The sequence below is a fragment of the Candidatus Pelagadaptatus aseana genome (genome assembly GCF_040362265.1).
Classification (GTDB): domain Bacteria; phylum Pseudomonadota; class Gammaproteobacteria; order Pseudomonadales; family Cellvibrionaceae; genus Pelagadaptatus; species Pelagadaptatus aseana.
Map to the genome: position 1 here is coordinate 409,368 of NZ_BAABNJ010000001.1, position 24,503 is coordinate 433,870.

Genomic DNA, 24,503 nt, shown 5'->3' on the forward strand with positions numbered 1-24,503 from the left:
CGGTTTCAGAAACCAATCCCCGCCACAGATCTTCAGCCCGAACTCTGGAAAACTACCCACAAATCAATATCCCTATAACAAATTGATTACGATCAGCTTTTTATAACGCTCCCTGTGATAGCGTCTCCCTGTTTTAAATTTGCAGAGTAAGCGCTATGTCTTCACCACAAACCATGCACAAAGATATCGTTATCGTCGGCAGTGGCCCGGCGGGGCTCAGTTTTGCCTGCGCACTGGCCAAGTCCGGCTTACAGGTTGTGGTGATCGACCAGCAAAGTCGCGAACAGATCGCCAACCCGGCGATGGATGGCCGCGACATCGCCATGACCCATTTGTCGAAAACCATTTTGCAGGAACTCAACGTCTGGCAGCGCTTTCACCCGGAGCACATCCACCCGCTGCGCGAAGCCACCGTACAGGATGGCGACTCACCCTATGCCCTGCACTTTGAACGCAGCGACGATCAGGAAGCGCCTCTGGGTTATCTGGTAGCCAATCATCGTATCCGTCAGGCGCTCTATGACGAAGTCATCCATCACCCCAACATTGAACTGCTACTGGAACAGAAGGTGGCGACGGTATCGAGCTGCAATACCTCCGCCCTGATCACATTGGAAAGTGGCCACCGCATTGAAGCACCACTGGCCGTCGCCGCCGACAGCCGCTTTTCCGGCACCCGCCGCATGATGGGCATTGGCGCCAAGATGAAAGACTATGGCCGAGTCATGATTGTCTGCAACATGAAGCATCAACTGGATCATCGTAACACCGCCCAAGAGTGCTTCCGCTACGGCCGCACCTGCGCCATTCTGCCATTGGGAGAGCTGCAATCATCCATAGTCATCACCGTACCAGCTGCCCGTGCCAGTGAACTCACCGACCTCAGTGCTGAAGATTTCGCACACCAAGTAAAAGACATGCTCGACCACCGGCTGGGTGCCATGGAACTGATCAGCGAGCGCTTCGCCTACCCGCTAGTCGGCGCCTACTCTGATCGATTCATTGGCAAGCGCTTTGCGCTGATTGGGGATGCCGCCGTGGGCATGCACCCGGTCACAGCGCACGGCTACAATCTGGGGCTGCGCTCGGCCGACACTCTGGCCAGTCAAATCATCAAAGCCAAGCAGCAAGGTAAAGATATTGGCAGCGCGTGGGTGCTGCACAACTACGAGGCCCGCCATCAATTGCTTGCCAGACCTCTGTACGACAGCACCAATCTGATTGTAAAACTTTATACTGACGATCAACCGGTGGCGCGTCTGGCGCGCAAAGCGGCCCTGCGTATCGGCAACAATATTTCGCCTTTCAAAAAGCTGATAACCCATCGCCTGACACAAATACGGTAAAGTTTTCTTTAGCTGTATTTAACCTCGGCGATTTTGGTTGTTACAATCAATGCATGACTGAGCGCCCGATTATTTCATCCAGCTATTTAAAGCACTTCTTTGAAGGGCCAGTTTCCTGTGGCTTCGACCCACAGGAAATCCTGTTGCAAGCCAATCTGGATCCACAGTTACTGGATAACAGCAACGCCTGTATCACTCTGCATGAATACGAACGACTGCTCACAACCACCTGGACATTAATGGGTGACGAGTCCGGCGGCTTCTACAAGCACTCCTTTAAACCGGGCACCTTTGCCATGAGTGCCATGGCCAATATCACCGCCCCGACACTGCGCAAAGCGATCAAACGCCATGCACGCTTTTACGCTCTGTTCCACAATGATTTGAGCATCAGCCTCACCGAAAGCGGCGAAGAGGCCACCATCAGTTACGAAGTCAACAATGAAAAAGGCCTCAACGAAGCCTTTATCATCACCTCGCTGTATCTGATTATCACCCGCTGGGCCGGCTGGATGATTGATCGACCGATTCTGCTGGAGCGCATCAACTGCCGATTTGAAAAGCCCGAGTGGGAAGAATTGTTTGACGCCATGTTCCCCTGCCAACAATTCTTTGGCCAACAGAGCAACAGCATTGTTTTCGGCAGCCGCTTTCTGGACATGCCGATTGTGCAAACCCAGCAGAGCCTGTCGGAGTTTCTCGACGAAGCACCCGCCTGCCTGCTCACCCACTATCAGACCGACAATAGCCTGACCGCTACGGTTCAGCGCATGCTGCAAAAAGAAGATGCCGTGGAAAAACTGCCCTTCGAAGTGGTTGCCGAACGCCTGTTCACCACCACCCAAACCCTGCGTCGCCGACTCAAGGAAGAGGGCAACACCTACCAGGAAATCAAAGACAAGGTACGCCATAACAAGGCGGTGTATCACCTGGTGGAACTCAACACCCCCATCAACGAGATCGTTTCTTTAATGGGATTCTCAGAACCCAGCGCCTTCACCCGGGCTTTCAAAAAGTGGACCGGCATGACGCCGGGCCAATACCGTGAGACCCATCTGGCGCAAAGAAACAACCAATCGGGCGCCGCTCAAGAGCAACGTGCGACCACCTCTGAAGCCACAGACAGCTGATCATCCAGTACCGCCAACAGTTCATCTCCAGCACTTAATGGCCCCACTCCGGCCGGCGTCCCGGTCAACACCACATCCCCGGGCTGCAACGCAAAATGCTGAGCAATGTGACTCAACAGCTCCGCGACTGCGGTAATCATATCCCCGGAGTTGCCCTGTTGTTGCACCGCGCCATTGCGCCGCAATTCTATCGAAACATCATCCCAGCGAAACCCTGAAGGTGAAACAAAAGGTGAGAGCGGGCAGCTGCCATCAAAAGCCTTGGCCTTCTCCCAGGGGTGCCCCTTGTCTTTCAGGCGGTTCTGGACATCGCGCAGGGTCAGATCAAACCCCAGGCCCACACCGATAATGGCTTCCAGCACTTGCGGCCCGGTGTCGCGGCGCAACTCCTTGCCTATCAGCAGCGCCATTTCGGTTTCTATGTGACAACTGCCCTGATCTTCCGGAATCACGATTGGCTGGCGCATATCCACCACAGCGCTGGCAGGCTTGATAAACAGGATGGGCTCCGTCGGCACCGGATTATTTAACTCTTTGGCATGCTCGGCATAGTTGCGCCCCACACAGACAACCTTGCCCACAGGCAGATCAACTATTTCACCGTTTTTCATGGTGTGCTGATAACTCATATTTTCCCCGGTTAAAGATTCATCAAAATAGAGATTTTTGGTGCTAATTTCTGGTAATATGCGCCCCCAAAATTTTTGCCGGCGCCTGAAGCTCAGCTTCATGGGAACTCAGACGCCAGATTACCAAATACAGGTTAAGAGCTATATGGCCAATACATCTCTGGAAAAAAGCAAAATCCGCTTTTTGCTGCTGGAAGGCGTTCATCAGTCCGCCGTTGAAACCCTCAACGCCGCTGGTTACGACAATATTGAGTACCTTAAAACGGCTCTGCCGGAAGCCGAGCTGATCGAGAAGGTTAAAACCGCTCACTTTGTTGGAATTCGCTCGCGCACTCAATTGACCCGTAAAGTCTTTGAAAACGCCCCCAAACTGATTGCCGTGGGCTGCTTCTGCATCGGCACCAATCAGGTCGACCTGAAAGCCGCCCAGGAACACGGCGTTGCCGTCTTTAACGCGCCATACTCCAACACCCGCTCCGTAGCCGAGCTGGTATTGGGTCAGGCCATTCTGCTGCTGCGTGGCATTCCCGAGAAAAACGCCGTGTGCCATCGCGGCGGCTGGCTCAAGTCTGCAGTAGGATCTTTTGAGACCCGCGGTAAAACCCTGGGCATTGTTGGCTACGGCTCTATCGGCTCGCAGGTTTCGGTTTTGGCCGAAGCCTTGGGTATGAACGTAATCTTTTACGATACCGTCACCAAGCTGCCACTGGGCAACGCCACCCAGATCCGCGACCTGCAAACCCTGCTCAATAAGGCCGATGTGGTGAGCCTGCACGTACCGGAAACCGCCGCCACCAAAGATATGATGGGCGAGGCCGAATTCGCCGCGATGAAGCCCGGCAGCATCTTTATCAATGCCGCTCGCGGTACCGTGGTGGATATTCCCGCCCTGGCCGCAGCCATGGAATCCAAGCATCTGGCCGGCTGTGCCATTGATGTCTTCCCGGTGGAGCCACGCGGTAACGAGGAAGAATTCGAAAGCCCGCTGCGCGCCTTCGACAACGCCATCCTGACCCCGCACATTGGCGGTTCCACCATGGAAGCCCAGGAAAACATCGGTCTGGAAGTGGCCGAGAAGCTGGCCAAGTACTCAGACAACGGCACCACCATTTCTTCCGTGAACTTTCCGGAAGTGGCCCTGCCAAGTCACGCCAACGCCCACCGCCTGCTGCACGTTCACAAGAACGTGCCCGGCATTCTGACCAAGATCAACAGCGTTTTCTCTGACAACAACATCAACATTGCTGCGCAGTATCTGCAAACCAATGAAAATGTTGGTTACGTGGTTGTGGATATCGACGCCGATTACAGCGATGTCGCACTCAAGCAACTGCGTGAAATTGAAGGCACTGTGCGCTGCCGGGTATTGTTCTGATATCCACGCCATCGCGGCACACTTAGCGCCATAGGCAACGGGCTGAACCTGAAAGGGTGCAGCCCGTTTTTTTTGGCTACGGCACCACAGCAGGGAAGCGCTCAATCACAGCCTGATTAATGGCGCTAAACAGTGCCTCGCCCTGTGGAGATTTTCTGGAAATGATCAATGCCACCCGCCTCTCCTGAATCAGGTGGCGGTGCAACGTAATCTCGGGGTGCATCGGCAGCAATGCCTCAATGGGAATGCCATAATCGAGCAGATAATCGACCCGACCACTGACCAACATTTTAAACGCATTTTCATGGCTGCTGGTTTTGTGAATATTCACCTGAAATTCCGGCGCCTCGATCTTATTGATAAGACCACGATAGGTGAAACCGTTAATCACAGCCAGACTCTGGCCGCGCAGATCCTCCAGCTCAACCGTTTCCGGCGTACCGGCTTTTCGCCAAAGGTAGAGTGTAACGCTGTACTGCTCCGGGAGCTGAACCTCCCACACATGCCCCTGCAAGGTGGGCACCCCTTGGGGCCCGAGGTAGAGATCCAGTTCACCGACCTTGAGTTGATGATAGATTCTTGCGGTCGGTTTGGAGCCCAATGTGTAGGAGAACTGACGGGTATCCAGTAATTCTCTGGCAATTTCCACTATGGTGCCCTTAGGCACCCCGTCGATATCGGTATAACCGTAGGGCCGAAATTCGGTAAAGGAAACCTTCAGCGGCTGGGAGATGGCCAGCGGAACAGATTGCTCGCTGCCAGCATGAACCGGCTGCACCAGCCAGACCAAAGACAGCAACAATAAGGCGTTGCGCAACCAGCGCACCAACCCAGAGGCAAACAGCGAATAAGTCATGAGAAAAGTATAGACCCTGGGAGCCATTACCTCAGACTGCCCCAGAGAATAACTCACTGTTTGGGTTTGATATCCAGACCGGCCTTTTTCCAGGCGTTGAAACCACCCTCTATATGACAGACATTATCCAGCCCCATGCGCTGTACGGTGGCGGTCGCCAGCGCCGAGCGCCAGCCGGACTGGCAATAAAACACAAACAACTTTTCTTCGGCGAACACCGGTTTGAAATAGGGGCTCTCAGGATCGATCCAGAACTCCAGCATGCCACGCGGTGCATGAAAAGCTCCGGGAATCATTCCCTCTCTTTCCAGCTCACGGACATCGCGGATATCGACAAATTGCACGCCGGAATCCGATCGGCGAGCATCGGCCTCTTCAAGGGATAGGGTGTCAATCAGGCAATTGGCTTCCTCGACCAATTGCCGGGCACTGATCAGCAAAGACATGCACTACTCCACAAACAGTTTTGCCGCAGTCTAGGGAATATCCGTGCCAGCCACTATTACACCAAGGTCTAGGGGACCCAGATTAAATCTGCAGCTTTCTACGCCTCTTTCTCGGTCAGCGGGTTGGCATCAAACAGCACGCCCTCCCAGCCCTGTTTCATAAAATTGCGAATGTTCTGGTGATCGCTGCCGTTCAGGTGTTTGAGCACATCGCTGCGATAGTAATCCCCGAACAGCGCCAGAGTCTGAGGCTCCGACAGGTTCTGCAGGCGGGCAAAGCCAAAAATCTTGCACGAACCGTTGTTTTCACCCGCTTCATTGCGAGTGTCACCGTTGGTAAAACCGGTTGGTTCAAAATCGTAAACCGCATCAATCACTGCCATGACGTCAGCAAATTCGATACTCTGCGGTGATGTTTTTACCTGATTCAGCAAGCCCTCAAGATTCATTTTATGTTCCTTCCTATCGATAATTAATCGGCCTTGAATTGGTTCAACCAATCCAGCGCTTCTGTGAAAATCTTATGCCGCAGCGATTCGGATTCATTAACAACCTGATGGCGAACCCCCGGAATCACCGTAATGTCTGCCTGCGGAAATTTTTCTTTAATAACGTTTAAATTCCAATCGGCATCCACCGTGCGATCGCAATCGCCCGATATTATTTTCAATGGCCGATCACTTTTGGGGGCGCTCATAAAGGCATCGATGTTATCGCGCATGGCAGCCACCCAGCGCATAGGGGTTCCGGGCGGCTGCATCAAATCGTGATTTTTTACGAAAGCCAGAAACTCCGGATCATTGGAATTCTTGCTGAAAACGCGCGGTCTCAAAGAGGTGACATGACGCAATATCGGAAACAGGAATTTTAATCTGTGCCAGTTCAGGATACGAACCAGCGGCGCAAACATCACCACCGTATTCACCTCGCTGTCACTGTCGTGCTGGCGCAAGTAATTAAACCAGATTGCCCCACCCGTGCTCTGACCGGCGCCATTCCAAGGCTTTGGCAGGTTGCCACGAGCCAGTTTCAGACAACGATCCAGACAGGCACGGTATTGATCAAAGGACCCAATGCAACCTATTTTGCCGGAGCTTAAACCATGCCCCGGCAAATCAAACGCCACCACCGCCCAGCCATCGCACAAAAAAGCGCGCAAAGCGTGCTGCATCAATCCGACATTATCGGTATAGCCATGCTTAAAAATGATCGTGCCCTTGACCGTCACACCGGGTCGCCAGATATGGCAGGCCAGTTTAAATTCAGGCGCCTGAAAATAGCCAAAGTTATGACTGACTCCATCCAACTCCCGGGAAAAATTTATGCGGTAATGATTGAGGTAAGACTGAACCAGAGGGTCATCAACAAACCTGCCGTGCGCATGCCCAAAGTCCAGTACCGGCATGGCCCGTTTAATGGCATTCAAATCATTGGTTGTCAGTGGCATGGCCTTTTCCTTGCGCCGAATAAACAAAAGGCTTTTACGATCACTCGTAAAAGCCTTTGAAGAAAATAACCGTCTTGGCTTATTTTACTTTAGCATCCAGCTCACCACTCTCGTAGCGTTGGAACATATCGTCCAGGCTGACTACTTTGATTTTGCTGGCGTTACCGGCAGTGCCAAAGGCTTCGTAGCGAGCCACACAAATGTCTTTCATGGCATCCACGGTTTTGCTCAGGAATTTACGTGGATCGAACTCACTTTTGTTCTCAGCCATAAAGCGACGCACCGCGCCGGTAGACGCCAGACGCAGATCGGTGTCGATATTGACCTTGCGCACACCGTGCTTGATGCCTTCAACGATCTGCTCAACCGGCACACCGTAAGTCTCAGGGATTTCACCACCGAACTCGTTGATCACCGCCAGCCACTCCTGGGGTACCGATGAAGAACCGTGCATCACCAGGTGAGTATCGGGAATGCGATCGTGAATCGCCTTGATACGATCGATGGCCAGAATATCGCCTGTGGGCGGGCGAGTGAATTTGTAAGCACCGTGGGATGTGCCACAGGCAATGGCCAGAGCATCGACATTGGTCTTCTTAACAAAGTCTGCCGCTTCTTCCGGATCGGTCAGCATCTGGTCGTGAGTCAACTTGCCCGCTGCACCGATGCCGTCTTCTTCACCGGCTTCACCGGTTTCCAGAGAGCCCAGACAACCCAGCTCACCTTCCACGGAAACACCACAGGCGTGGGCCATATCCACAGTGCGCTTGGTCACGTCGACGTTGTATTCGTAGTCGGTCGGGGTCTTGCCGTCTTCACCCAGAGAACCGTCCATCATCACCGAGCTAAAGCCCAGCTGAATAGAGCGCTGGCACACGGAAGGCGAGGTACCGTGATCCTGGTGCATACAAACCGGGATGTGCGGAAATTCTTCGATGGCCGCCAGAATCAGATGACGCAGAAATGGAGCACCGGCGTATTTGCGAGCACCGGCAGACGCCTGAACAATGACCGGAGAATCGGTCTGGTCAGCGGCTTCCATGATGGCGCGCATCTGCTCCAGGTTGTTAACGTTGAAAGCCGGTACGCCGTAACCAAACTCGGCGGCGTGATCCAGCATTTGACGCATGCTAATCAGGGCCATGATTTTTCCCTCTTAAATGTAAAAAAATTATTTTGTGTCATTGTTAATGACAGCCGGTCACTTGGCGCGCTCTTCCAACATCGCTACCGCTGGCAGCACCTTGCCTTCCACATACTCCAGGAAGGCGCCGCCGCCGGTGGAGATGTAGGATACTTTATCGGCAATCTCGTATTTGTCCACCGCCGCCAGAGTGTCACCACCGCCGGCAATGGAGAAACCGTCACTGTCGGCAATCGCCTTGGACAGGGACTTGGTGCCTTCGCCAAACTGGTCAAATTCAAATACACCCACCGGCCCGTTCCAGATAATGGTCTTGGCATCTTTGAGGATATTGGCCAGAGCGGCCGCAGAATCCGGGCCAATGTCGAAAATCATATCGTCGCCAGCGACATCGCCAGAGGCTTTCAACTCGGCGGTCGCACTTTCGGAGAACTCTTTACCAGTAACTACGTCGGTGGGCACAGGAATATCGCACTTGGCCATTAACGCTTCGGTCTGGGGCAGCATATCGGGCTCGTACAGGGACTTGCCTACCGGCTTGCCGGAAGCCGCCAGGAAATTATTGGCAATACCGCCGCCAACGATCAGTTGATCGACCTTGTCAGACAGGGCCTCCAGTACGGTCAACTTGGTAGACACCTTGGAGCCACCCACAATAGCCACCATCGGACGGGCCGGATTGGCCAGAGCTTTTTCCAGAGCATCCAGCTCACCCGCCAGCAACGGACCAGCACAGGCAACCGGAGCAAACTTGCCCACGCCGTGGGTAGAGGCCTGAGCGCGGTGCGCGGTGCCAAAGGCATCCATCACAAACACATCACACAGTTCGGCATAGGCTTTGGACAGCGCTTCGTCGTCTTTCTTTTCACCGACGTTAAAGCGTACATTTTCCAGCAGCACCAGCTCGCCATCATCGACATTCACACCTGACTGCCAGGCTTTGACCACCGGTACATGACGACCCAGCAGCTTGCCCAGATGATCGGCAACCGGCTGCATGGAGAACTTCTCTTCGTATTCGCCTTCGGTAGGACGCCCCAGATGGGACATAACAATTACCTTGGCACCGGCTTTTAATGCCAGCTCAATGGTTGGCAGAGAGGCACGGATACGGGCATCACTCGTTACTACGCCATCTTTCACAGGTACATTGAGGTCTTCGCGGATCAGGACGCGCTTGCCAGCCAGGTCCAGATCAGACATTTTGATTACAGACATAGAAGTTATTCTCTAGCTTGTCGGAGGGTCAAATTTTCAGGCCGCTATGATACCGGAAGCGCCCCGATTCTCACAGGCTCAAGCCGCAAAATATGCGTCTTACCCTCACCGCTCAATCGACAGCAAATTAGCACTCATCACGACAACTTGAAACGGCTGACAACCTCGGACATTTGTTGACTGCTGTCGCGTAAGTGGCTGCTGGTCGCAGCCAGTTGATTTGAAACCTCGGCAGACTCATCCGCAACCCCCGACAGCTCATTGACCCGCTGGGTAACTTCGTCCACGGCTTCTGATTGCTGGTTGGTCGCCCGGGCAATCTGGCTATTCATCTGTGAAATGGTTTCCATCAACTTATCAATTTCAGACAGGGCCGCATCGGCGCGGCCTGCCATTTCAATGGTTGCCTGTGAGGTTTGCTGACTTTCTCCAACCGCCGCTACCGCCTGCTGAGCCTCAGACTGCAGACGCTGAATCATTTGCTGAATTTCATCGGTACTCTGCCCGGTGCGACTAGCCAAAGTGCGCACCTCATCGGCAACCACCGCAAATCCACGGCCCTGTTCACCAGCTCTGGCAGCCTCAATCGCCGCATTCAGCGCCAACAGATTGGTTTGCTCAGCAATGCTGCGGATCACATCCAGTACCGTGCCGATATTATCGGACTCCTGAGACAAGTTGGTTATCACTCCACTGACCCTGTCGATACTGCCAGACAACGAGGTAATCTGCTCGATCGTTTCCGACAGCGTCTGCTTGCCCGAACTGGTATTGTCCTGTGCCGCTATCGCTGCCTGCTCGGCATTTTCAGCGTTACCACTGACCTCTTTGACATTGACCGACATCTGCTCCATGGCGGCCGCAACCTGAGTACTGGCATCGTTTTGCAACTGGGTTGAGCCATTCAGTGAGTGGCTCGCCTGTTGCAGCTCATCGGCATAATCCATCACCCCCTTGGAGCTCGCGGACAACTCGCTCAATGAACAGCGCATTTTTTCGGAGAAGACATTGAAATGATTGGCCAGATCCGAAATTTCATCTTTACCGGACACATCGAGACGGCGCGTCAAATCACCCTCACCTTCGGCAATATCTTCCATCAACTGAGAAATGCGATTGGCCGGCAATAAAATACTGCGCCCGGTGAAATAGACAAAGCCCGCCACCACACCTATCACCACAAACGCGATCATCAAGTTGGTCGCCATCTGCCGGGCAAACATGGTATCGACATGATCGAGATAGACTCCGGTGCCCACGATCCAGCCCCAGGGTTCAAACCCTTTGACAAACGACAGCTTGTCCACAGGCTCATCCGCGCCGGGCTTGGGCCACTTATAGGGAACAAAACCTTCGCCTTGGGCTTCAACCAGCTCCACCATGTTGCGGAACATAAAGGTGCCATCGGGATCCTTGCTTTCACGCAGATACTGACCCTGAAGCTGGGGTTTGAACGGGTGCATCAACATGACTGGCTGATAGTCGTTGAGCCAAAAATAATTGTCACCTTCATAGCGCAGGCTGGCAATTTCACTCATGGCCAACTGCTGGGCCTGTTGCTCCGTCAGAGCCCCATCGAGCTGTTGCTTATGACGCGCCACCATAATGCTGTAGGCAGTCTCGACCAAAGATTTGATCTTAACTTGCTGCTGGGTATAGAGCGTGGAATGCTGAGTCGACAAATTCACCCCAACCATCACGGCCATACCGAGAACAACGCCACTAACAATCAGAACCAAGCGGACACGAATGGACACAGCGCGTAGGTATTTCATCATCAATTCTCCACCAAACAGAGGATCAACCTAACTTAATAGTTTAGGCATTATTTGAGGCGAGCATTGAATTGATTGTCGGCAGAGGGCCGAAGATATTAAGCGTTTGCAGTCTGACCCAGCCAGTAGCGGCTGACATCCAGCATGCGATTGGCGTAGCCCCATTCATTATCAAACCAGAGCAGCACCTTGATCTGATTCCCTGCCACGCGGGTCTGTCCAGCGTCAACAATGGCTGAGTGGGGATCGTGATTGAAATCGCAGGAAGTGAGCAGTTCTTCGGTATAGCTCATCACACCATTAAAACTGTTTGCAGCGGCCAGTTTTAATGCCTGATTCACCTGCTCCACCGTCACCGGAGATTGCACACTCAGCGTCAGATCAATGGCCGAAACATTGGCCGTGGGGACGCGCATGGCCTGCGCGGCAAAACACCCCTTGAGGTTGGGCAGCACCCGCTCAATACCTTTAGCCAACCCGGTGTCCACCGGAATCATGGCGGCAATGGCCGAGCGAGTCTTGCGCAGGTCGGTGTGGTGGTAGGCATCAATCACCGGCTGATCGTTCATGGCCGAGTGCAGGGTGGTGATAATGCCGCTCTCGACCCCAAAGGCATCGTCCAGAGCCTTGATCGCCGGCACACTGCAATTGGTGGTACAGGAAGCGCTGGAGGCTATGGTATGGCTCGACTTAAGTGAAGACTCATTAACCCCAAACACCACAGTTGCATCGACACAGGGTTCCGATGGCTGGGAGAACAGGACCCGCCTGGCCCCCTGTTGAATATGCCGTTCGGCGGTGGCGCGATCGCTGAAGGCGCCGGTACATTCCAACACCAGATCCACCCCCAGCTCAGCCCAGGGCAAATCCTGAATGTCTTCGTGATGAAGAATCCGAATGGTATGTTCGCCAATCACCAACTCGTCATTGGCCACATCCACCGGCAGCGGAAAGCGGCCATGGGTAGAGTCGTAGCGGGTAAGGTGGGCAATGGTTTTACAGTCAGCCAGTTCGTTAATGGCCACAACCTGCAATTGATCTTGCAGATTATTTTCGAACAGGGCCCGAAGAACACAACGCCCTATGCGACCGTAACCGTTAATGGCCAGACGATAGGGCGTTTTCATACAGCGATGTTGTTCTGGAAAGCTCCGGGATTAACCCAGAGTTTCCTCAACGGCGGCAATCACGTTTTCAACGGTGAAGCCGAATTCTTTCATCAGCTCACCGCCGGGCGCGGATTCACCAAAGGTGCTCATGCCGACGATGCGGCCGTCGAGTCCTACAAACTTGTACCAGTAGTCTTCGTGCGCGGCTTCCACCGCAACGCGGGCAACCACTTCCAGAGGCAGAACCTCCTGACGGTAGGCGGCGTCCTGAGCACAGAAAGCTTCGGCACACGGCATGGAGACCACACGTACTTGCTTGCCCTGACCATTCAACTGGTCAGCCGCAGCAACCGCCAGCTCAATCTCGGAACCGGTGGCAATAATGATGGCTTCCGGTGCGCCGTCACAATCTTTCAGAATGTAACCACCGCGAGCGATATTTTGCAGCTGTTCTTCGGTGCGTGGCTGAGGCGCGAGCCCCTGACGACTGAAGATCAGAGAAGTGGGGCCGTCACGGCGCTCAACCGCAGACTTCCAGGACACCGCTGATTCCACGGTGTCACAGGGGCGCCACACCTGCATATTCGGGGTGGTGCGCAGGCTGGCAATCTGCTCAACCGGCTGGTGAGTCGGACCGTCTTCACCCAGACCAATGGAGTCGTGGGTGTAAACAAAGATGCTTTGCTGCTTCATCAGTGCGGCCATGCGCACGGCGTTGCGGGCGTATTCCATAAACATCAGGAAGGTGGCGCCGTAGGTGACGAAACCGCCGTGCAAGGCGATGCCGTTCATGATCGCGCTCATACCGAATTCGCGCACACCGTAGTAGATGTAGTTACCACTGGCGTCTTTGGCTTCCACGCCCTTGCAACCGCCCCACAAGGTCAGGTTGGAACCGGCCAGATCAGCAGAACCGCCCAGCAGTTCCGGCAGCAGTGGACCAAAGGCGTTCAGGGTATTTTGGGAAGCCTTGCGGGAGGCTACTTTTTCAGCTTTTTCCTGACACTCGCGGATGTAGGCATCGGCTTGCTTAGAGAAATCTGCTGGCAGATCACCCTTGATCACGCGGCGCTCGAATTCAGCGGCCAGCTCAGGGTGGGCGCCTTTATAGGCTTCAAAGCGGCCATTCCACTCGTTTTCAGCCTCGCTACCGGCTTTCTTGGCATCCCAACCTTCGTAAACCTCGGCAGGCACTTCAAACGGGCCGTGATTCCAGTTCAGGGTCTTGCGCACCAGAGCGATTTCGTCGTCACCCAGAGGCGCGCCGTGACACTCTTCTTTACCCTGCTTGTTGGGCGAACCAAAACCGATCACGGTTTTGCAGCAGATGATGGTGGGTTTGTCGCTTTCAGCGCGGGCGGCTTCGATGGCAGCCTTGATGGCGTTGCTGTCGTGACCATCAACGCCCGGAATCACGTGCCAGCCATAGGATTCAAAACGCTTCGGCGTATCGTCGGTAAACCAGCCTTCCACTTCACCGTCGATAGAGATGCCATTGTCATCGTAAAACGCAATCAGCTTGCCCAGACCCAAAGTACCCGCCAGTGAGCAGGCCTCGTGGGAGATACCTTCCATCAAACAGCCATCGCCCATAAAGGTGTAGGTGTAGTGATCAACGATGTCGTGGCCATCACGGTTGAATTGGTCAGCCAAAATTTTCTCAGCCAACGCCATACCCACAGCGTTGGTGATGCCCTGACCCAGAGGACCGGTGGTGGTCTCAACACCCGGTGCATAACCGTATTCGGGGTGACCCGGGGTCTTGGAGTGCAGCTGGCGGAAGTTTTTCAGATCGTCGATGGACAGATCGTAGCCGCTCAGGTGCAGCAGGGAGTAGATCAGCATGGAACCGTGACCGTTGGACAGGATAAAGCGGTCGCGATCGGCCCAATCCGGGTTTTGCGGATTGTGCTTTAAAAAGTCATTCCAGAGTACTTCGGCAATGTCCGCCATACCCATTGGGGCACCGGGGTGACCACTGTTGGCTTTCTGGACGGCGTCCATGCTCAGGGCACGGATGGCATTGGCTAATTCAGCGCGAGATGACATGAATTGAAGACTCCTTCGGATGGTGATTTCGGCGGGGGAAAGGCACAGATTTGGCCCCCTGAAAAAAAGGGCGCCATTCTCTCTCACAAGGCCATGACAGTAAAGGGCTAAGCGGCTAAAAAATCATCAATCTGGGCAAATCATTTCAGATTGGCTTGACCCGGGCGATCAGGTTGTCTGAATTTACCCAACTCAGGAAATCCTCACCCATTTCAGCGGTGCGATCGACCACCTCCTGCCACAGGCGAATGCGCTCATCATTGTTGTCGGCCATGGTGACAAAATCAGCGCGATCGGGAATACGCCCCAGTTCGATGGCGTCGAGAAACTGCTGTGACGGCGAGATCATAATCACGTTATCCATCAACTCCGCGGGTGCCTTACGCCATTTCAGCAGCTTATCGAACCAGCCCTCTTTGCAATACGGGTAAAAGTGGGGGTAGAGAATCAACTCGTCGCTCTGCCACAGATTGCCCGGCACCGGATGATAGTCCAGCATGCCTCCGTCGCGGTAAACACCGGGGCCGGCACCGCCTATGTCCCGCACCTCGTGCATATAGATTGGAATGGATCCCGAAGCCTTCACTGCCGGGGTAAAGTTATCCCGGGTCAACTCAACCTTGTCGGTGCGATAGCCATCGACGCCCGCAATGGGAAACTCGGCTCTAGGGTCACAGAACACCACACGATCGAGCTGTTTTACCAAACCTCGACGCCCGGTTACATTTTTTAACGCCGCACCGGTCGCCGCCAGTTTCTGCCGGGTCTGACTGGTGCTGGCCAGGCCGCCGTGACAACGCACCGCACCACAGGAAAAACGGTACTTGGGATGAGATAAAACCTCATCGGCCTTATCTGCACTGATGATGCCTTCGGTAATTTTCTTGAATTCGCGTTCAATCTCATCCGGACCAATATGATCGCCGGGATAGCTCTGGTGAATATAGTTTTGAGCCAGTGACGCCATCGCAGCGTTGCCATCAGCGTGGCACGCAGAAGCGAGCTTGAATGCACCCACTGAGGTGCCAAACAATTTCACCGGCTGCTCGGACTGCGGCAACCATTGATTGAGTATCACCTGATCCAACCCATAGATCGCCAACCACTTGGCCGCACCGGATGCACCAAAAACCGTGGCAATATGCTCTGGTCGCAAGCCGTTGTGTTCAATGTGGCGACGCGCGCTGGCACCGGCAAAAATATCAATCATGCTCATGGCAACTGCTTTATCCCTAACCGAAAAATTCTATCCAGAAAAAACGGCGCCAGTGTAACCGTCCACACTGGCGCCGTTGAGGTTTTTTACTTTTGCTTACAAAGCCTGGGCGGCCAAGTTTGTCACCGACCTTAGAACAAACGCCGATCTTCAGAGCCATCGTCCTGTAAGGTCAGCCCTTCTGAAGCACTGTGCAAAGACTCCGCATCATTGTCTTTACCCAGCTTGATCATCAGGCGCAGATCGTTGGGCGAATCAGCGTAGACCAATGCGTCCTCATAGGTGATCTCATTGGACTCATACAATTTATAGAGCGCCTGATCGAAGGTTTGCATACCCACCTCGGTGGACTTCTTCATCAGCTCTTTCAGGTCCGCCACCTCGCCCTTGCGAATCATGTCCGCAGCCAATGGGGTATTGAGCAACACCTCCAGACAGGCGCGACGACCTTCGCCATCAGGGGTTGGGATCAACTGCTGTGCCACGATCGCCTTGAGATTAAGCGACAGGTCCATCCATAACTGCGAGTGCCGATCGGCCGGGAAGAAGTGAATAATGCGGTCCAGCGCCTGGTTGGCGTTGTTGGCGTGCAGGGTGCACAGACACAGGTGACCGGTTTCAGCAAAGGCAATGGCGTGATCCATGGTCTCACGGGTACGCACCTCACCAATCAAGATCACATCCGGCGCCTGTCGCAGGGTGTTCTTCAGTGCCACTTCAAACGAGTCGGTATCAATGCCCACTTCCCGCTGGGTGACAATACAACCGCGATGCTGGTGAATAAATTCGATGGGGTCTTCAATGGAGATGATATGACCCTTGGAGTTTTCGTTGCGATGCCCCAGCATCGCAGCCAGCGAGGTGGACTTACCGGTACCGGTAGCCCCCACAAAAATAATCAAGCCACGCTTGGTCATGGCCAGATCGTGAATAATGGCAGGCAGCCCCAGATCATCGATTTTCGGAATCTGGGTTTCAATGCGCCGCAGCACCATACCCGCCAGATTGCGCTGATAGAAGGCACTGGTCCGGAAGCGTCCAACACCGCGGGCACTGATGGCAAAGTTCAGCTCTTTTTTGTCGAGAAACTCTTTGCGCTGCTTCTCGTTCATCACATTCAGCACCGTCTCACGGGCTTTCTCCGGGGACAGCGGAGTGGTTGTCACTGGCACCACCTTGCCATGCACTTTCATTGAAGGCGGCACACCGGCGGTGATAAATAAATCCGATGCGCCCTTTTCGACCATCAATTTCAGCAGTTTTTCAAAATCCATCTTTTTGGCTCTTTTATTTTTTTAATGCGTCTTAGTGAACGTCTCAGGCGTTAGAAATTTTCCGGCATCTTGGCTTTTTCACGAGCGTGCTCACGGGAAATGATCTTGCGCTCCACCAGATCCGCCAGACACTGATCCATGGTCTGCATGCCCACCGAGGCGCCGGTCTGGATTGCCGAATACATCTGCGCCACCTTATCCTCCCGGATCAGGTTACGAATCGCCGGGGTACCGCGCATGATTTCGTGGGCCGCCACACGACCACCGCCATTTTTCTTCAGCAGAGTCTGGGAAATCACCGCCTGCAGAGACTCCGACAGCATCGAACGCACCATGGCTTTTTCGTTAGCCGGGAATACATCCACCACCCGGTCAATGGTCTTGGCCGCTGAGGTGGTGTGCAAGGTACCGAACACCAGATGGCCTGTTTCCGCCGCGGTCAGAGCCAGGCGAATAGTTTCCAGGTCCCGCATCTCACCCACCAGAATGATGTCCGGATCTTCCCGCAACGCCGAGCGCAGGGCTTCGGCAAAGCCGTGGGTGTCGCGGTGCACTTCCCGCTGGTTGACCAGGCACTTCTTCGATTCGTGCACGAATTCGATGGGGTCTTCGATGGTGAGAATGTGCTCGTACTTGTTGTCGTTGATGTAGTCCATCATTGCCGCCAGCGTGGTGGACTTACCGGAACCAGTGGGCCCGGTCACCAGTACGATACCGCGCGGGGTGGCCGCGATATCGCGAAACACCTGCCCCATACCCAGCTCTTCCATGGTCAGCACCTTGGAAGGAATGGTCCGGAATACCGCACCGGAACCGCGGTTCTGGTTAAAGGCATTGACCCGGAAGCGGGCCACACCCGGCACTTCAAACGAGAAATCCGTTTCCAGAAACTCTTCGTAATCTTTGCGCTGCTTGTCGTTCATGATCTCGTAGATCAGGCTGTGTACTTCCTTGTGTTCCATTGCCGGCAAATTAATGCGGCGCACATCGCCATCAACCCGTATCATGGGCGGCAATCCCGCCGACAGGTGCAAATCCGACGCTCCCTGTTTGGCGCTGAACGCCAGAAGTTCTGTAATATCCATACGACAACCTTACGCTAGAGCTTTTATTAGAATACTAAGTATATGTCTAAGATGATTCCAGACAACCTTGTTGTTGTCCAAGACCGAATTCACAAAGCTCTGCAACAGGCCGGACGCAAACCGGATAGTGCCCGATTGCTGGCCGTCAGCAAAACCAAGCCCTGCGAGGACATTCGAGCCGCCTATTCGGCTGGACAGCGCTGCTTCGGTGAAAATTACCTGCAGGAAGCACTGGAAAAGCAACAGCAACTTAACGATCTGGATATCGAGTGGCACTATATAGGCCCGATCCAATCCAATAAAACCCGGGCCATCGCCGAGCATTTTGACTGGGTCCACAGTGTCGACCGGGAAAAAGTGGCCCGTCGTCTCAGCGAACAACGTCCGGCGGACCTGCCGGCTCTGAATATCTGCCTGCAAATCAACGTAGATAATGAAGACACCAAAGCGGGTATCACTCTGGCGGAATTGCCAAAGCTCTATCATGCCATCAAAGCATTGCCAAACCTCCACATCAGAGGGTTAATGGCTATCCCAGCGCCATCTCAGGACGTCAGTCAACAGCGAGCCACCTTTGCCAAAGTGCAACAGGCGTTAGCGCAACTGGACAGCGACATGGATACCCTCTCCATGGGCATGTCCGGCGATCTGGAAAGCGCCATTGCAGCGGGCTCCACCATTGTTAGAATAGGCACCGACATTTTTGGCGCCAGAAACTGACTCCGGAAGCGCTTGTATCATTTCCGCGCCTTGCACTAAACAACAGATTTGGAAATTAGAACTTTGACTACAGCAAAACTGACCTTTATCGGCGGCGGCAATATGGCCAGCAGCATCATTGGCGGCCTGATCAACAAGGGTTATGCCGCCTCACAGATCAGCGCCAGCGACCCTTTCGAAGAAAGCCGTAATAAACTGCATCAACAGTTCGGTATCGCCACCCACGAACACAATGCCGAGGCCGTTGCGGGTTGCGATGTCATTATTCTCTCGGTAAAGCCTCAGGTTCTGGAGCAGGTGTGCACGGCGCTGCAGCCCCATCTGACCCATCAACCGCTGATTATTTCCATCGCTGCCGGTATCGATATGCGCAGTCTGGACCAGTGGCTGGGTAATAATCTGGCCATCGTGCGCTGCATGCCCAACACACCGGCACTGGTGCAAACCGGCGCCAGCGGTCTCTACGCCAACGCCAACACCAGCAGTGAACAACGGGCACTGGCCAACGACATTCTGGAAGCCGTAGGCATCGTCCAGTGGCTCGACAGCGAGGCACTGATCGACCCGGTGACTGCGGTTTCCGGCAGTGGCCCGGCCTATTACTTCCTGATGATGGAGGCAATGATTGAAGCCGGTGTGGCTCAGGGGCTGACCCGCGAAGCGGCCACCGAACTGACCCTGCAAACCGCACTTGGCGCCGCCAAGCTGGCACAGAGCAGCGATGTGGATGTCGCCGAATTGCGACGACGGGTGACATCACCGAACGGCACCACGGAACAGGCTATTCTGTCTTTTGAAGCCGACGGATTGCGTGACACCGTGGCCAAAGCCATGCAGAAGTGTTCCGATCGCTCGGTGGAAATGGCCAAGGAATTGGGCGCCTGAGGCGCGGCAGAAAAAACGTAACCAACAACACGACCAACAATGCAAAGCGTGCCGCCAACACCCAAGGCACGCCAAATACACAAAGGATCAACTATGCCTGCACTTCAGGAAATCGGCATTCTGGTTATTCAAACTCTGGGCTCACTGTATCTGCTGATTGTGATGCTGCGCTTTCTGCTGCAACTGGCCAGAGCCGACTTTTATAACCCCATATCCCAGTTTGCAGTAAAAGCCACCAACCCACTGCTGATTCCCCTGCGCCGGATTATTCCAGGCGTTTTTGGTATCGACGTGGCCTCACTGATACTGGCACTTGCTCTGCAATATCTGGTGATTCAGGTCAGCGCGTTGATCATGGGGGCCGGCGTACTCAATCCGGTACAAGTGATTACCTGGGCCGTGATTGGCCTGCTGTCACTGACCGCCAACGTTTACTTCTGGAGCCTGCTGATTATGGTGATCGCCAGCTGGCTGGCTCCCAACAGCCCCAACCCGGCACTGATGCTGATTCATCAATTGGTAGAGCCGGTGATGGCACCGTTCCGCAAAATCATGCCAGACATGGGCGGGATTGATATCTCGCCCATCTTTGCCTTTCTGGCGTTGAATGTTGTCCAGGTCATTATCAAGCACCTGGCCAACGCCGCCGGCATGTACAGCAGCGGCGCTCACGCCCTGGTATTAGGCATATAGTTTTTGGCCATATAAGCAGCGATCGGATTCAGCATGACCAAAGTATTTCCCGAAGATTCTGTGGGGTTGGTAACCCCCCAGACGTTTCACTTCGACGAGCCACTGACACTGGCCTCAGGGCGAGAGCTCAAGGCCTATGATCTGGTGGTCGAAACCTATGGTGAGCTCAATGCCAGCAAGTCGAACGCGGTATTGATCTGCCACGCCCTGTCGGGCCACCACCACGCGGCCGGTTTTCACTCCGAAGACGACCGTAAACCCGGCTGGTGGGACAAGTACATAGGCCCGGGCAAGCCCATCGACACCAACCGCTTTTTTGTGGTGTCGCTGAATAATCTGGGAGGCTGTCATGGCTCCACCGGACCACGCAGCATCAACCCCGACACTGGCAAGGTGTGGGGCAAGGATTTTCCCAACCTGCGCGCCCGCGACTGGGTCAACTCTCAGGCTCGCCTAGCCGACAAACTCGGCATTCAGCAATGGGCCGCGGTGGTCGGCGGCAGTCTCGGCGGCATGCAGGCCATGCGCTGGGCACTGGAGTACCCGGAGCGCCTGCGCCACTGCGTGGTGATCGCCTCCGCCATGAAACTGACGGCCCAGAACATTGCCTTCAATGAAACTGCGCGGCAGGCCATCACCTCCGACCCCAATTTTTGTGGCGGCGATTACGAAGCCGAAGGCACCTACCCCAAGGATGGCCTGTCGGTGGCACGCATGATCGGCCATATCACCTATCTGTCCGGGGACGGCATGGGTCAGAAGTTCGGCCGCGAATTGCGCTCAGGCAGTTTTGCTCTGGGCAGCGATGAGCCCGTGGAGTTTCAGGTAGAGAGTTATTTGCGTTATCAGGGCGACGCCTTCTCGGACAGTTTTGACGCCAATACCTATATCCTGATGACCAAGGCGCTGGATTACTTCGATCTGGCCCGCGAGTACGACAATGATCCGGTTAAGGCCTTCAGCCACGCCCAATGCAAATTTCTGGTGGTATCGTTTACCACCGACTGGCGCTTTGCCCCGGAACGCTCACGAGAAATCGCGAATGCACTGATCGCCGCCAATAAATCTGTGAGCTACGCCGAGGTCGAATCCGAGTTTGGTCACGACGCGTTTCTGATCCCCATCGAGGACTACCAGAACATCTTCACCAGTTACATGAAGGGGATTGAGATCGATGATTAAAGCCAATCACAAGGTGCGCAGCGATCTGGACATTATCGTCAACTGGATCCCCAACAACAGCCGGCTGCTGGATCTGGCCTGCGGTGAAGGCGAGCTACTGGCCCGCCTGAAACAGGACAAGCAGGTGGAAGGCTACGGCCTGGAAATTGACAACCGTCAGATCAACGCCTGCATCCAGAACAACGTCAACGCCATCTATCAGGACATCACTCAGGGGTTGGACAACTTTGCTGATGCCAGCTTTGACATGGTGGTTATGACTCAAGCCCTTCAGGTCATGCGCGAACCCCACAAGGTACTGGCTGACATGTTGCGTATCGGCAAGGAGTGCATCGTCACCTTCCCCAACTTTGGCCACTGGAAAGCCCGCTGGCACCTGCTGACCAAGGGGCGGATGCCCGTATCGGATCTGCTGCCCTACGAGTGGTACGACACCCCGAATATCCACTTTTGCACCTTCAAAGATTTTGAGGTGCTGTGCCATGAGATGGACATTGATGTATTGCACCGGGAAGTAGTGGCAGAAGCCGGGCTTGGCGAACAGCTCAAAAACGTCCAACCCAACCTGTTTGGCGTAACAGCACTGTACCACCTGCGTAAAAAATAGATTCGGAGATTACCGTGATGTACCTCAACCTCGTTCGCTCATTTATGGGGCTGTTACTGCTTGTAGCAACGGCCACCAGCCAGGCCTCTGACAACCCGTCACCGTTTCATCAATTCGATCGCCACACCGTGATTGTCAGCGTCTTTACCAGTTCGTTTCTGCAGCCGGAAATTGCCAACACCTATGGTTTTTCCAGAGGCCGGGATCAGGCGTTGATCAATGTCTCGGTAGTACCCAACCCCAATACCGGCAACAGTGTTGGTCTGGCTGCCGACCTCAAAGGCACCGCTACCAACCTGATGCAGCAGCAATCGCAACTGAAGTTCCAGCAAATCAAAGAGGGGGATGCCGTTTACTATCTGGCACCGTTTCGCTTCATCAATGAAGAGATTGTGCACCTGGATCTGACTGTCGCCATCGACGGTGAAAACTACACGCTTAATATCACCAAGAAGCTCTACGTCGATGAGTGACACCAAGATGCAGCAAGTGGTTCTGGCCAGCGGCAACGCCGGCAAACTGAAAGAATTTCAGCACATGTTAGCGGGGCTGGGTTTTGAAGTCCTGCCCATGTCCGACTTCACCAGTGACAGCCCGGAGGAAACCGGTCTGTCCTTTGTCGAAAATGCCATCATCAAAGCCCGTTTTGCCAGTCACCACTCCGGGCTGCCGGCTCTGGCCGACGATTCAGGATTGGAAGTGGACGCCCTGCGCGGCCAACCCGGGATCTACTCGGCGCGTTTTGCCGGCGCCGATGCCACCGATGCCGACAACAATCAAAAGCTGCTCAACTGCCTGGAAGGTTTGACCACCGAGGAGCGCACCGCCCGGTTCCAGTGCGCTCTGGTGTTTATGGAGCACGCCGAAGACCCGACTCCGCTGATTACCCAGGGCAGCTGGGAAGGGCATATTCTGCACGCACAGGCCGGTGCTGGCGGCTTTGGCTACGACCCGCTGTTTTATGTCCCGGAGAAAAACTGCAGCTCGGCAGAGCTCACCAAGGAACAAAAAAATGCTTTGAGCCACCGCGGTAAAGCGCTGGAACAAATGCTGGCGTTACTCGGCGACCGCTGATGGAATTGCCGCCGCTCTCGCTCTATGTCCACATCCCCTGGTGTGTTCGCAAATGCCCCTATTGCGACTTTAATTCTCATGTCGCCACGGGCGTTAATTCTCATGTCGCCATCGGCGTTAATGCTCAGACTGCCAGCGACAGCGGCCTGCCCGAAAGTGATTACATCGATTGTCTGCTGCAGGATCTGGCGCAGGACGCTCATTTGGTGCAAGGCCGGCCCATCCACAGCATCTTCTTTGGCGGCGGCACTCCCAGCCTGTTTGGCCCCGACAGCTTTGCCCGATTGCTCGATCAGCTGGAACAGCGAATTGGCTTTGAAAGCGACATTGAAATCACTCTGGAAGCCAACCCCGGCACCGCCGAACAACAAAAATTTTCCGGCTTCCGTGAGGCCGGCATTAACCGCCTCTCCATCGGCGTTCAAAGTTTTAATGGCGCACACCTACAAAAACTCGGACGTATCCACAGCAGCGATGAAGCCCTGCGTGCCGTGGAAATGGCGAGAACCGCAGGCTTTGACAACCTCAACCTCGATCTGATGCATGGTCTGCCCGATCAAACCCCGGAACAGGCCTGCGCCGATCTGACTGCGGCGATAGACTGCAACCCTGAACACCTGTCCTGGTATCAACTGACAGTAGAACCCAACACCGAATTCTATTCGCGCCCACCGTTACTGCCCGAAGACGACCTGCTCGCTGACATTCAGGATGCCGGAGAGGCCCTGCTGGCCAATGCCGGCTTTGAACACTACGAAGTTTCAGCCTACGCACAACCGGGCAAGCCATCGCGCCACAACCTCAATTACTGGCGTTTCGGTGATTATCTCGGGCTTGGCGCCGGTGCCCACGGCAAGATCACTGACGCCAATCACCATCGAATTGAACGCCGCTGGAAGACCCGCCAACCCAATTACTACCTCGATCCTGAGCGGGACTTTTGTGCCGGCGTTCGCGTTATCGATAGTGATGACCTTCCTTTGGAATTTATGATGAACGCACTGAGACTGGTCAAAGGGGTAGAGACCAGTCTGTTTCGCCAACGCACCGGCTTGTCACCGGAGGTGCTGCAACCGGCCCTGCAAAAGCTGCAGCAGCAAGAATTGCTCAGTTCCTCAGGTGAGAGGTTGCAAACCACCAGTTTGGGAATGCGTTACCTGAATGCGGCCGTCGGCGAATTTATGCGGGAAAATCAGTAGATAAAGTTAACCAAAATAGCCTGTGAGGATCACGCAAACCCTCA

General features: G+C 54.5%; 24 protein-coding genes. 11 read left to right on the forward strand and 13 right to left on the reverse strand.

Annotated features, from left to right (window positions below):
- Window positions 1–155 precede the first annotated feature (155 nt).
- A complete protein-coding gene (gene ubiM / locus ACPXV9_RS01895) occupies window positions 156–1,346 on the forward strand; it encodes a 5-demethoxyubiquinol-8 5-hydroxylase UbiM (RefSeq protein ID WP_423894080.1) in 1,191 nt (396 codons plus the stop codon).
- 53 nt (window positions 1,347–1,399) lie between these two features.
- Window positions 1,400–2,476: an AraC family transcriptional regulator gene (locus ACPXV9_RS01900; RefSeq protein WP_423894082.1), complete on the forward strand. Its 1,077-nt coding sequence runs from the start codon at window positions 1,400–1,402 to the stop codon at window positions 2,474–2,476.
- Here the strand turns inward: ACPXV9_RS01900 and ACPXV9_RS01905 are convergent.
- Window positions 2,434–3,105, reverse strand: coding sequence for a fumarylacetoacetate hydrolase family protein (locus tag ACPXV9_RS01905; RefSeq protein WP_423894083.1), 672 nt, complete (start codon window positions 3,103–3,105; stop codon window positions 2,434–2,436). The two genes, ACPXV9_RS01900 and ACPXV9_RS01905, sit on opposite strands and share 43 nt — an antisense overlap.
- Window positions 3,106–3,250: 145 nt before the next feature.
- Here ACPXV9_RS01905 and serA point away from each other — a divergent pair, with 145 nt between their 5' ends.
- Entirely contained in the window at window positions 3,251–4,480 is a 1,230-nt protein-coding gene (gene serA / locus ACPXV9_RS01910) for a phosphoglycerate dehydrogenase (protein ID WP_423894085.1), read from the forward strand.
- Window positions 4,481–4,556: 76 nt separating this feature from the next.
- Here serA and ACPXV9_RS01915 read toward each other — a convergent pair whose 3' ends face one another.
- The 12 genes from ACPXV9_RS01915 to ACPXV9_RS01970 all read right to left on the reverse strand — a co-directional run bounded on the left by ACPXV9_RS01915 (window position 4,557) and on the right by ACPXV9_RS01970 (window position 18,099).
- The gene (locus ACPXV9_RS01915) at window positions 4,557–5,336 is read right to left on the reverse strand and encodes a substrate-binding periplasmic protein (RefSeq protein ID WP_423894087.1); all 780 of its coding nucleotides are present in this window, start codon (window positions 5,334–5,336) and stop codon (window positions 4,557–4,559) included.
- A 53-nt stretch (window positions 5,337–5,389) separates the two neighbouring features.
- Window positions 5,390–5,782, reverse strand: coding sequence for a rhodanese-like domain-containing protein (locus tag ACPXV9_RS01920; RefSeq protein WP_423894089.1), 393 nt, complete (start codon window positions 5,780–5,782; stop codon window positions 5,390–5,392).
- Between the two features lie 98 nt (window positions 5,783–5,880).
- Complete coding sequence (locus ACPXV9_RS01925; RefSeq protein WP_423894091.1) at window positions 5,881–6,231, reverse strand: HopJ type III effector protein; 351 nt, start codon at window positions 6,229–6,231, stop codon at window positions 5,881–5,883.
- Between the two features lie 23 nt (window positions 6,232–6,254).
- Window positions 6,255–7,229, reverse strand: a complete 975-nt coding sequence (locus ACPXV9_RS01930) for an alpha/beta hydrolase (protein WP_423894092.1) — start codon at window positions 7,227–7,229, stop codon at window positions 6,255–6,257.
- A 79-nt stretch (window positions 7,230–7,308) separates the two neighbouring features.
- Complete coding sequence (gene fba / locus ACPXV9_RS01935; protein WP_423894094.1) at window positions 7,309–8,373, reverse strand: class II fructose-bisphosphate aldolase; 1,065 nt, start codon at window positions 8,371–8,373, stop codon at window positions 7,309–7,311.
- Window positions 8,374–8,430: 57 nt separating this feature from the next.
- Window positions 8,431–9,591, reverse strand: a complete 1,161-nt coding sequence (locus ACPXV9_RS01940; RefSeq protein ID WP_423894096.1) for a phosphoglycerate kinase — start codon at window positions 9,589–9,591, stop codon at window positions 8,431–8,433.
- 137 nt (window positions 9,592–9,728) lie between these two features.
- Window positions 9,729–11,366, reverse strand: coding sequence for a methyl-accepting chemotaxis protein (locus tag ACPXV9_RS01945; protein WP_423894098.1), 1,638 nt, complete (start codon window positions 11,364–11,366; stop codon window positions 9,729–9,731).
- 98 nt (window positions 11,367–11,464) lie between these two features.
- On the reverse strand, window positions 11,465–12,493 hold the full coding sequence (gene gap, locus ACPXV9_RS01950) for a type I glyceraldehyde-3-phosphate dehydrogenase (protein ID WP_423894100.1): 1,029 nt from the start codon (window positions 12,491–12,493) through the stop codon (window positions 11,465–11,467).
- A gap of 30 nt (window positions 12,494–12,523) precedes the next feature.
- Entirely contained in the window at window positions 12,524–14,524 is a 2,001-nt protein-coding gene (gene tkt, locus ACPXV9_RS01955; protein WP_423894102.1) for a transketolase, read from the reverse strand.
- A gap of 145 nt (window positions 14,525–14,669) precedes the next feature.
- Window positions 14,670–15,740 (reverse strand): hypothetical protein, encoded by a 1,071-nt coding sequence (locus tag ACPXV9_RS01960; protein ID WP_423894104.1) that lies wholly within the window; start codon window positions 15,738–15,740, stop codon window positions 14,670–14,672.
- A 131-nt stretch (window positions 15,741–15,871) separates the two neighbouring features.
- Window positions 15,872–17,014 carry a PilT/PilU family type 4a pilus ATPase gene (locus tag ACPXV9_RS01965; RefSeq protein WP_423894105.1) on the reverse strand — a complete coding sequence of 381 codons (1,143 nt, stop codon included), beginning with the start codon at window positions 17,012–17,014 and terminating at the stop codon, window positions 15,872–15,874.
- 50 nt (window positions 17,015–17,064) lie between these two features.
- Window positions 17,065–18,099 carry a type IV pilus twitching motility protein PilT gene (locus tag ACPXV9_RS01970; RefSeq protein WP_423894107.1) on the reverse strand — a complete coding sequence of 345 codons (1,035 nt, stop codon included), beginning with the start codon at window positions 18,097–18,099 and terminating at the stop codon, window positions 17,065–17,067.
- A 42-nt stretch (window positions 18,100–18,141) separates the two neighbouring features.
- Between ACPXV9_RS01970 and ACPXV9_RS01975 the strand changes: the two genes are divergently transcribed.
- The 8 genes from ACPXV9_RS01975 (at window position 18,142) to hemW (ending at window position 24,459) form a co-directional block, all read left to right on the forward strand.
- The gene (locus tag ACPXV9_RS01975) at window positions 18,142–18,819 is read left to right on the forward strand and encodes a YggS family pyridoxal phosphate-dependent enzyme (protein ID WP_423894109.1); all 678 of its coding nucleotides are present in this window, start codon (window positions 18,142–18,144) and stop codon (window positions 18,817–18,819) included.
- A gap of 63 nt (window positions 18,820–18,882) precedes the next feature.
- Complete coding sequence (gene proC / locus ACPXV9_RS01980) at window positions 18,883–19,704, forward strand: pyrroline-5-carboxylate reductase (RefSeq protein ID WP_423894111.1); 822 nt, start codon at window positions 18,883–18,885, stop codon at window positions 19,702–19,704.
- A 93-nt stretch (window positions 19,705–19,797) separates the two neighbouring features.
- Window positions 19,798–20,397 carry a YggT family protein gene (locus ACPXV9_RS01985; RefSeq protein WP_423894112.1) on the forward strand — a complete coding sequence of 200 codons (600 nt, stop codon included), beginning with the start codon at window positions 19,798–19,800 and terminating at the stop codon, window positions 20,395–20,397.
- A 33-nt stretch (window positions 20,398–20,430) separates the two neighbouring features.
- Window positions 20,431–21,579, forward strand: coding sequence for a homoserine O-succinyltransferase MetX (gene metX / locus ACPXV9_RS01990; RefSeq protein WP_423894114.1), 1,149 nt, complete (start codon window positions 20,431–20,433; stop codon window positions 21,577–21,579).
- A gap of 13 nt (window positions 21,580–21,592) precedes the next feature.
- On the forward strand, window positions 21,593–22,186 hold the full coding sequence (gene metW / locus ACPXV9_RS01995) for a methionine biosynthesis protein MetW (protein ID WP_423894318.1): 594 nt from the start codon (window positions 21,593–21,595) through the stop codon (window positions 22,184–22,186).
- 17 nt (window positions 22,187–22,203) lie between these two features.
- Window positions 22,204–22,659: a DUF4426 domain-containing protein gene (locus ACPXV9_RS02000; RefSeq protein WP_423894116.1), complete on the forward strand. Its 456-nt coding sequence runs from the start codon at window positions 22,204–22,206 to the stop codon at window positions 22,657–22,659.
- The gene (rdgB, locus tag ACPXV9_RS02005; protein ID WP_423894117.1) at window positions 22,652–23,260 is read left to right on the forward strand and encodes an RdgB/HAM1 family non-canonical purine NTP pyrophosphatase; all 609 of its coding nucleotides are present in this window, start codon (window positions 22,652–22,654) and stop codon (window positions 23,258–23,260) included. Before ACPXV9_RS02000 ends, rdgB begins: the two co-directional genes overlap by 8 nt.
- Window positions 23,260–24,459: a radical SAM family heme chaperone HemW gene (hemW, locus tag ACPXV9_RS02010; protein ID WP_423894119.1), complete on the forward strand. Its 1,200-nt coding sequence runs from the start codon at window positions 23,260–23,262 to the stop codon at window positions 24,457–24,459. The genes rdgB and hemW overlap by 1 nt, the downstream gene beginning before the upstream one ends.
- Window positions 24,460–24,503: the final 44 nt, after the last annotated feature.

What these genes read in the sequence shown, in the direction of transcription:
- ubiM (WP_423894080.1), top strand. Translation starts at nt 156, where the DNA reads ATGTCTTCACCACAAACCATGCACAAAGATATCGTTATCGTCGGCAGT.
- ACPXV9_RS01900 (WP_423894082.1), top strand. Translation starts at nt 1,400, where the DNA reads ATGACTGAGCGCCCGATTATTTCATCCAGCTATTTAAAGCACTTCTTT.
- ACPXV9_RS01905 (WP_423894083.1), bottom strand. Translation starts at nt 3,105, where the DNA reads ATGAGTTATCAGCACACCATGAAAAACGGTGAAATAGTTGATCTGCCT.
- serA (WP_423894085.1), top strand. Translation starts at nt 3,251, where the DNA reads ATGGCCAATACATCTCTGGAAAAAAGCAAAATCCGCTTTTTGCTGCTG.
- ACPXV9_RS01915 (WP_423894087.1), bottom strand. Translation starts at nt 5,336, where the DNA reads ATGACTTATTCGCTGTTTGCCTCTGGGTTGGTGCGCTGGTTGCGCAAC.
- ACPXV9_RS01920 (WP_423894089.1), bottom strand. Translation starts at nt 5,782, where the DNA reads ATGTCTTTGCTGATCAGTGCCCGGCAATTGGTCGAGGAAGCCAATTGC.
- ACPXV9_RS01925 (WP_423894091.1), bottom strand. Translation starts at nt 6,231, where the DNA reads ATGAATCTTGAGGGCTTGCTGAATCAGGTAAAAACATCACCGCAGAGT.
- ACPXV9_RS01930 (WP_423894092.1), bottom strand. Translation starts at nt 7,229, where the DNA reads ATGCCACTGACAACCAATGATTTGAATGCCATTAAACGGGCCATGCCG.
- fba (WP_423894094.1), bottom strand. Translation starts at nt 8,373, where the DNA reads ATGGCCCTGATTAGCATGCGTCAAATGCTGGATCACGCCGCCGAGTTT.
- ACPXV9_RS01940 (WP_423894096.1), bottom strand. Translation starts at nt 9,591, where the DNA reads ATGTCTGTAATCAAAATGTCTGATCTGGACCTGGCTGGCAAGCGCGTC.
- ACPXV9_RS01945 (WP_423894098.1), bottom strand. Translation starts at nt 11,366, where the DNA reads ATGAAATACCTACGCGCTGTGTCCATTCGTGTCCGCTTGGTTCTGATT.
- gap (WP_423894100.1), bottom strand. Translation starts at nt 12,493, where the DNA reads ATGAAAACGCCCTATCGTCTGGCCATTAACGGTTACGGTCGCATAGGG.
- tkt (WP_423894102.1), bottom strand. Translation starts at nt 14,524, where the DNA reads ATGTCATCTCGCGCTGAATTAGCCAATGCCATCCGTGCCCTGAGCATG.
- ACPXV9_RS01960 (WP_423894104.1), bottom strand. Translation starts at nt 15,740, where the DNA reads ATGAGCATGATTGATATTTTTGCCGGTGCCAGCGCGCGTCGCCACATT.
- ACPXV9_RS01965 (WP_423894105.1), bottom strand. Translation starts at nt 17,014, where the DNA reads ATGGATTTTGAAAAACTGCTGAAATTGATGGTCGAAAAGGGCGCATCG.
- ACPXV9_RS01970 (WP_423894107.1), bottom strand. Translation starts at nt 18,099, where the DNA reads ATGGATATTACAGAACTTCTGGCGTTCAGCGCCAAACAGGGAGCGTCG.
- ACPXV9_RS01975 (WP_423894109.1), top strand. Translation starts at nt 18,142, where the DNA reads ATGTCTAAGATGATTCCAGACAACCTTGTTGTTGTCCAAGACCGAATT.
- ACPXV9_RS01985 (WP_423894112.1), top strand. Translation starts at nt 19,798, where the DNA reads ATGCCTGCACTTCAGGAAATCGGCATTCTGGTTATTCAAACTCTGGGC.
- metX (WP_423894114.1), top strand. Translation starts at nt 20,431, where the DNA reads ATGACCAAAGTATTTCCCGAAGATTCTGTGGGGTTGGTAACCCCCCAG.
- ACPXV9_RS02000 (WP_423894116.1), top strand. Translation starts at nt 22,204, where the DNA reads ATGTACCTCAACCTCGTTCGCTCATTTATGGGGCTGTTACTGCTTGTA.
- rdgB (WP_423894117.1), top strand. Translation starts at nt 22,652, where the DNA reads ATGAGTGACACCAAGATGCAGCAAGTGGTTCTGGCCAGCGGCAACGCC.
- hemW (WP_423894119.1), top strand. Translation starts at nt 23,260, where the DNA reads ATGGAATTGCCGCCGCTCTCGCTCTATGTCCACATCCCCTGGTGTGTT.